The 6393-nt window shown below is 39.4% G+C and carries 6 protein-coding genes; 3 read left to right on the top strand and 3 right to left on the bottom strand.

Annotated features, from left to right (window positions below):
* The 3 genes from A3G3_RS0112755 to A3G3_RS0112745 all read left to right on the top strand — a co-directional run.
* Positions 1-264 (top strand): integrase core domain-containing protein (locus A3G3_RS0112755; RefSeq protein WP_019520914.1); only part of this gene is annotated, 264 nt, incomplete at its 5' end.
* 282 nt (positions 265-546) lie between these two features.
* Entirely contained in the window at positions 547-1776 is a 1230-nt protein-coding gene (coaBC, locus tag A3G3_RS0112750) for a bifunctional phosphopantothenoylcysteine decarboxylase/phosphopantothenate--cysteine ligase CoaBC (protein WP_019520913.1), read from the top strand.
* 28 nt (positions 1777-1804) lie between these two features.
* Positions 1805-2275 (top strand): hypothetical protein, encoded by a 471-nt coding sequence (locus A3G3_RS0112745; protein WP_019520912.1) that lies wholly within the window; start codon positions 1805-1807, stop codon positions 2273-2275.
* Between the two features lie 254 nt (positions 2276-2529).
* On the opposite strand, the gene A3G3_RS0112740 is transcribed toward A3G3_RS0112745, so the two are convergent.
* The 3 genes from A3G3_RS0112740 to A3G3_RS0112730 form a co-directional block, all read right to left on the bottom strand.
* Positions 2530-2910: a RidA family protein gene (locus A3G3_RS0112740; RefSeq protein WP_019520911.1), complete on the bottom strand. Its 381-nt coding sequence runs from the start codon at positions 2908-2910 to the stop codon at positions 2530-2532.
* A 52-nt stretch (positions 2911-2962) separates the two neighbouring features.
* Positions 2963-4390, bottom strand: coding sequence for a di-heme oxidoredictase family protein (locus A3G3_RS13840; protein ID WP_019520910.1), 1428 nt, complete (start codon positions 4388-4390; stop codon positions 2963-2965).
* A 63-nt stretch (positions 4391-4453) separates the two neighbouring features.
* Positions 4454-6316, bottom strand: a complete 1863-nt coding sequence (locus A3G3_RS0112730) for an RCC1 domain-containing protein (protein ID WP_019520909.1) — start codon at positions 6314-6316, stop codon at positions 4454-4456.
* Positions 6317-6393 lie beyond the last annotated feature (77 nt).

Here is a 6393-nt window from a genome sequence, read left to right as displayed (position 1 = left end):
GCCCAGTGTAAAGGCATGAAGCATAGTATGAGCAGACGTGGTAATTGTTGGGATAATGCTCCAACCGAGCGGTTCTTTAGGAGCTTTAAAACAGAATGGATGCCCAAGAAAGGCTATGACGATTTATCTCAAGCAAGAGTCGATGTAGCGAGTTATATTTTAGGTTATTACTGTCAAGTTAGACCACATAGCTTTAATGATTATTTAACACCTGTTGAGAAAGAAAATCAGTTTTTTAACCAAAATCTCTTAAAAGCTGTCTAATTAAACTTGACCACTACACTTTTTGGGTCAGAGCCTAAAGTTTACTATCTCGCTTTTCTTTTGTATATACTTTTAAATGTTCAACACGCCCTAGTAAATATTGCCAAAAATAGCTTGAATGTAATGATAATGGTATACAAATTCTAATGGATTTTGAGTATAAAAATCACCATAAAATAATTTGTAGTTAAATGGTTTTAACCTAAAAACCTAAATTTTTTGATATCAAATATCAAAAAAAATTGTTATGATAAGCACATTTTTTGAACATGAATATTGATTATGAAAAACATTATCCTAGCCATTACAGGCGGAATTTCTGCCTACAAATCCGCCTTTTTCGCTCGCTTGTTGGTAAAACAAGGTTTTAACGTGCGTGTCATTATGACCAAAAATGCCCAAGCCTTTATCACACCTTTAACCTTTCAAGCCTTAACAGGCAATGCCGTGCATACTGAACTGCTTGACGAAACGGCAGAGCTTGGTATGGGGCATATTGAGCTTGCAAAATGGGCGGATTATATGGTTATCGCCCCTGCATCTGCCAACACATTGGCTCGGCTGTCTATGGGTATGGCAGACGATTTATTAACCACCGTTTGCCTTGCCACAACCGCACCTATACTTATCGCCCCTGCGATGAATCAACAAATGTACGCCCACCCAGCCGTACAACTGAATTTACAAACCCTAGCCGATTTGGATTATATCATCATTCCGCCTGAAACTGGCGAACAAGCCTGTGGCGATGTGGGTGAAGGGCGATTGCCAGAGCCTGAACAATTATTGGCATTTTTGCAAAATTTTATTGCCAAACAACACAAAAAACAACGGCTTAACGGCAAACATATCGTCATCACCGCAGGGGCAACATTGGAAGCGATTGACCCTGTACGATATTTGTCCAACCATTCCACAGGCAAAATGGGTTTTGCAATCGCCAAAGCCTGTGAAGAGCTGGGAGCAAAGGTTACCCTTATCGCAGGTAATGTCAACTTGCCAACGCCGTTTAACGTGGAACGTGTCAATATCAAATCTGCTGAACAAATGCTCAATATTTGTCAAGCATTAGCCAATGACAAAGCCAATCCTGTGCATATTTTTATTGCCACCGCAGCGGTTGCTGATTATCGCATTAAAGAACAAGCACCGCAAAAAATCAAAAAAACAGTGGAGAATTTAACCTTAGAATTGGTTAAAAATCCTGACATTTTGGCAACGATTTCCCATAAAAATCCACAAATTTTTACGGTTGGGTTTGCTGCCGAAACCCAAGACGTTGAACAATACGCCAAAGGCAAATTAGTCAGTAAAAATTTGGATATGATTGCGTGTAATGATGTATCTCGCAGTGATATTGGTTTTGGTAGTGATGATAATGCGATGACGGTATTTTTTAAAAATAAACAACAATCAGTTAAGCTAGAAAAAAATAGCAAAGAAAAAATTGCCGAACAACTCGCGGATTTGATTGGCAAAGAAATAGGACAAAAGTTTACTTTTGTTGGTTAAAATATTTAAGTTTCAAAAAGGTGTAATGATGAAAAACTGGTTTTTATTAAGTTGTTTATTGATTTCTACAACAGGATTTGCTCAGGAGTTTTGTAGCGAAACCACAAAGTTTTGTGTAACCATTCCCAATGATTTTGAAAAATTTCCTGTCATAGAAAAGACAGCTGATAAATTAACCATTGCCAATCAACCAAGCCAGAAAGAAGAAACGATTGGCGTTGTGGTCTTTGGTAAAAAGTTATCAACAGATGATAAAGCCAAAACGATTTTAGACGATGCCTATCACTTTCAAAATGGTATGTCAGATGTTCTTGATGAACAGCAAACCGAAAATAGTTACAAGGTTAAAGGTCAATATATTAAAGATATGTATTATCAGCGTTTTATCCAAATCAAAAACGATAATGTCGTGGAATTTTACACGGTTTATCCTGTAGATAAAGCCAACGAAATTGAGCCAAATATCAGCGAAATGATAAACTCAATCGTGTTAAAATAAAGACGTTCAAATGTAAAAATTCGTCAGTTTTTTTTAAACTTTTAAATTATGTAGACTGATAGTGTAAAAGGTGAGTAAAAGGTTGTATTGACAACCATAATTTTCTCATTAAAACGTTGATAATGTGAAATATACTCAATTGTCATATTGCCATACTCACCCATATATTCAGGCATACCAATGCAATCATGTCAAACAAATATAAGTGGATTTTGATAAATTATTTATATTTTTTAACAATTCATTGGGCAACATTACTCAACAAACAAAATCGCTTCAATTTCAACCACCGCACCTTTTGGTAGTGCCGAAACTTGCACCGCCGCCCGTGCAGGGTAGGGCTGTGGCAAACGCTCAACAAAAATCTCATTTAACGCATTAAAATCTGCCAAATCCGTGAGTGACACATTGTATTTTACCACATCAGCCAGCGTACCGCCTGACGCTTGGCAAATCGCTTCAATGTTGTCAAGCACTTGATTGGCTTGGGCTTCAAAGCCGTCCGCCAGTTGCATGGTTGTCGGATTTAGTCCGATTTGTCCAGAAATATAGACGGTTTGTCCGACTTTTACCGCTTGAGAATAAGTGCCAACCGCTTTTGGGGCGTTATTGGTGTGAATGATTTGACGGGTCATGTTTTTTCCTTAGTAAATTGATAAGATTGGCTATTTTAGCATAAGTATTTGGTTAAATACCATTCACAAATTCTAATAGATTTTGCTTATCCGTATTGGATAAATTTTTGAATTTTTGGCGAGTATTTTCCGCTTCACCACCATGCCATAAAATTGCTTCTTCAATTGTTTTGGCTCGTCCGTCATGTAAAAATCTGGCGTTTGGTTGTTTGGCAACAATCCCAATTCCCCAAAGTGGTGGTGTACGCCATTCGTAGCTTTCGGCGTTGATTTCTTTGACACCATCGTCCAAGCCTGTTCCCATATCATGCAACAGCAAATCTGTGTAAGCATAAATCGTTTGGTTGGATAATTCGCTAAATTTGTAGCTTGTTCCTGTTTTTAGCGTTGGTGTGTGGCATTGATTGCAACCAACTTGTTCAAATAAGTCGGCACCTTTATCAAAATTTATTTGGTTGTTAATACGGCGAGCAGGTACGGATAACGCTGTCATAAAGTCTACCATAGCGGTTAAGCTTTCATCAGAAATTTCTGGTGAACCACCGACTGGTAAAGTATGACAAAGTGGTTGATTTGGCGTACAGCTGCTATCAAGATGTATGGGTGTGGTCAATCCCATATCTTGGCTCATGGCAGTAGCATTTTGGGTGCGAAGACTGGTGTTAATAGCTTTCCAACCAAATTTACCAATGCGATTTTGACCATCTTCATTGACCCAATGCACTCGACCAGAAATGCCGTCTTTATTGCTATCATTTGGGTCGGCATTTGCCAAAATCGCTTCATTGGTTACCAAGTCAAGTAATCCCATTCCTAATAGCTGTGGCGCAATTCTTGCACCCAGATTGATATCGCCAAGATTTTGATTGCTGTCAGATGGGGTAAAGTTAAATTGCCAAAAAGCTTGATTTTCGTTGTCGGTTTTTCCCACTACTTTGACTGAACCTTCCGCCAATAACCCAATATTATTGATGATTACATTTGGTTGTAATTGTCCACCCCAAATGGCGTGTTGATTGCCCTGCTTGTCGCCCAAACGAAAAAGAACGCCGTCAGTGGTTGTACCGTCTGCGTTATAGGGTGTAACGCGTCCATTATTGGCGTGGCAACTGGTGCAAGAAATGGCATTAAATAAAGGACCAACACCGTCAAATAAGGCTCTCCCTGTACCTGCTTCTGTCCAGTTGGTAACAAATAATTCACGACCTTGCGAAACACCACTGATTTGGTTGATATCAAGGTTGGGAATAAGTGTTAAAAATGGACGGCTTTCATTATAAGATACGGTTGCGTTACCACCGCTAGGTTCCCAAACTCTAGCAGTTGGCATGGGGCTAGGTGTACTGGCAGGGGTTGATGCAGGAGTACTGCCATTATTTGTATTGGTATTTTGAACTGATGAATTGCTACTGCAAGCTGTCAGTAACGCTGTGCAGACAGCTAGGCTAAGTAATCGATAATTGGCTGAGAGTTTTTTCATTGGCTAATATCTTTTAAATCATTATAAATTGTTTAGCATAAAGCTAAAACCAACCTTTGTTAATTATGGTGTCATAACCACTTTTACAGGTGTGTTATACATCCAAATATTCGTAACTGTTGCACCACCGCCAAGCGACCCTTCAAAACTCCAGCCCCAACTCCAAATACCACCATCTTTACGTCTTGCCAACTGGTGTAACGCCCCAACTGCCATATCAGTCACTTCGGTTAAATGAGTTAATTTATCCGTTGGTTCACTTAAATCCACATAGGTAGTTTTGCCGTCTGCACCTGTTTCACCAAATGTCCCCCAAGGATAAACCTTATTATCTGCAAGCATGACATAACTAGTATTGCCATTGGCATAAATGTGTTTAGCAGGTTTTTCACTAGACCAAGGTAATAATGTTGGCGTACCAATATTTTCTGCCCACGCACTTGCTGTATTAATCACATCCTCGCCATGATAACCAACTTGACTACTAAAATTTAAGCCCCAACCATACACTTGCCCCGTATCTGTCATTGCTAAAACATGGTCTCGACCTACTGCAAGTTCAGCAATTTTCACATCACTTGTAAATGGAACAAGCGTTGGCGTGCTAACATTTGCCAAACAATTTGGTGTTAAAGTTTTATCGTATTCATCACAGATTTTTTCATTGCCAAGATTGCCGTATTCATTTGAACCCCATGCCCAAACTTGTCCTTTATCATCAAGCACATATGATGAATCAGAACTAGCAATCACTTGGATGACTTTACCGATATTTGCATTATCAAACTTGACTTTAACGGGTGTACTGCTATTTGTTACACTCACATCTAGCCCAAGTTGCCCTTGTGAATTACTACCAAATGCCCAAACTTCACCTGCTTTTGTCAAAGCTAAACGATGGGCATACCCACTGCTAATCGCCACCACATCGCTTAAACCTTCGACCTCACCCATGTTCAAACGGCAATTTGCTACTTTTCCAGTACAAATCTCACGCTCAGTATCCCCACGACCCAACTCACCATTGCTATCACTTCCCCAAGTGTAAACCTTACCGTCTTTTGTCAAAACCGACGAATGGTTTTGATTAAACGATACTGAAACCACATCGCTAGGTACTTGAGTTACTAGATAGGGTGTAATTGGGTGGTCAGTATTTTTGGCAAGGGTGGTGGTTTTGCCCATGCCAATTTGCCCAAGGTTATTCCGTCCCCATGCATACACCTTACCATTCACAATCGCCCCTGTGTGCGAACCACCTGCCGTCAGCGTATGACCAAAATACACCTTGCCATCTTGTTTGTTGGTATTGCCAGCACTATCGCTGACCGAAATGATAAATTGATTTTCCCCTGCATTCAAATCCACAGGAATTTCAAACTCGCCAGTTGCAGATACATCAAGACTTTGAGTTGTGTTATCCGCCTTGGTAATAGTAATTTTTAACGTTTGTGGTAAGTTATCAATCGCTGTGCCCTTTAACACAATTTGACTGGTACGGCTGACTTCATCGGCGATTTTTGTGCTTAATGTCAAAGTTGGTGTGGTGTTATCAAGCGTGATTTTAAGTGAGTCAGTTGATTGATTGCCCGCTTTGTCTGAAACTATGATTTGCAGATGATTTTCACCAGTTGCCAGCTCTGTATTCAAAAGAAAGTTACCTTCGGCATCTGCGACAGTTTGGGTTTGTTTGCCTGTGGTTAAATTTTTGATAATGACCGCAACATTTGACGTACTTTGATTATCCGTAACTTTACCAGCGAGGCTAAAAATTGATTGATTGGTACTGGTAACCAAGGTTGGCAGGGTTAGTGTGGGAGCGGTATTGTCTGAATTTTTAGATGAAGTTGATGAACTATTGCTACAGGCAGTTAACATTAAGCTCATCAGACTGATAGCAAGGGTAGTTTGGAGATAGTGTGTCATCTATTTATTTCCTGTAAAAATTATAAAAATAAAAATAAAAATAAAAATGCTAATGATTATCATTTATTATACAGGAA

It is taken from the genome of Moraxella boevrei DSM 14165 (assembly GCF_000379845.1).
GTDB classification, from domain to species: domain Bacteria; phylum Pseudomonadota; class Gammaproteobacteria; order Pseudomonadales; family Moraxellaceae; genus Faucicola; species Faucicola boevrei.
This window is presented reverse-complemented; position numbering and strand designations above follow the sequence as displayed.

Excerpts from the sequence above, each read along its gene's own strand:
- coaBC (WP_019520913.1), top strand. The coding sequence starts at position 547 with ATGAAAAACATTATCCTAGCCATTACAGGCGGAATTTCTGCCTACAAA.
- A3G3_RS0112745 (WP_019520912.1), top strand. The coding sequence starts at position 1,805 with ATGAAAAACTGGTTTTTATTAAGTTGTTTATTGATTTCTACAACAGGA.
- A3G3_RS0112740 (WP_019520911.1), bottom strand. The coding sequence starts at position 2,910 with ATGACCCGTCAAATCATTCACACCAATAACGCCCCAAAAGCGGTTGGC.
- A3G3_RS13840 (WP_019520910.1), bottom strand. The coding sequence starts at position 4,390 with ATGAAAAAACTCTCAGCCAATTATCGATTACTTAGCCTAGCTGTCTGC.
- A3G3_RS0112730 (WP_019520909.1), bottom strand. The coding sequence starts at position 6,316 with ATGACACACTATCTCCAAACTACCCTTGCTATCAGTCTGATGAGCTTA.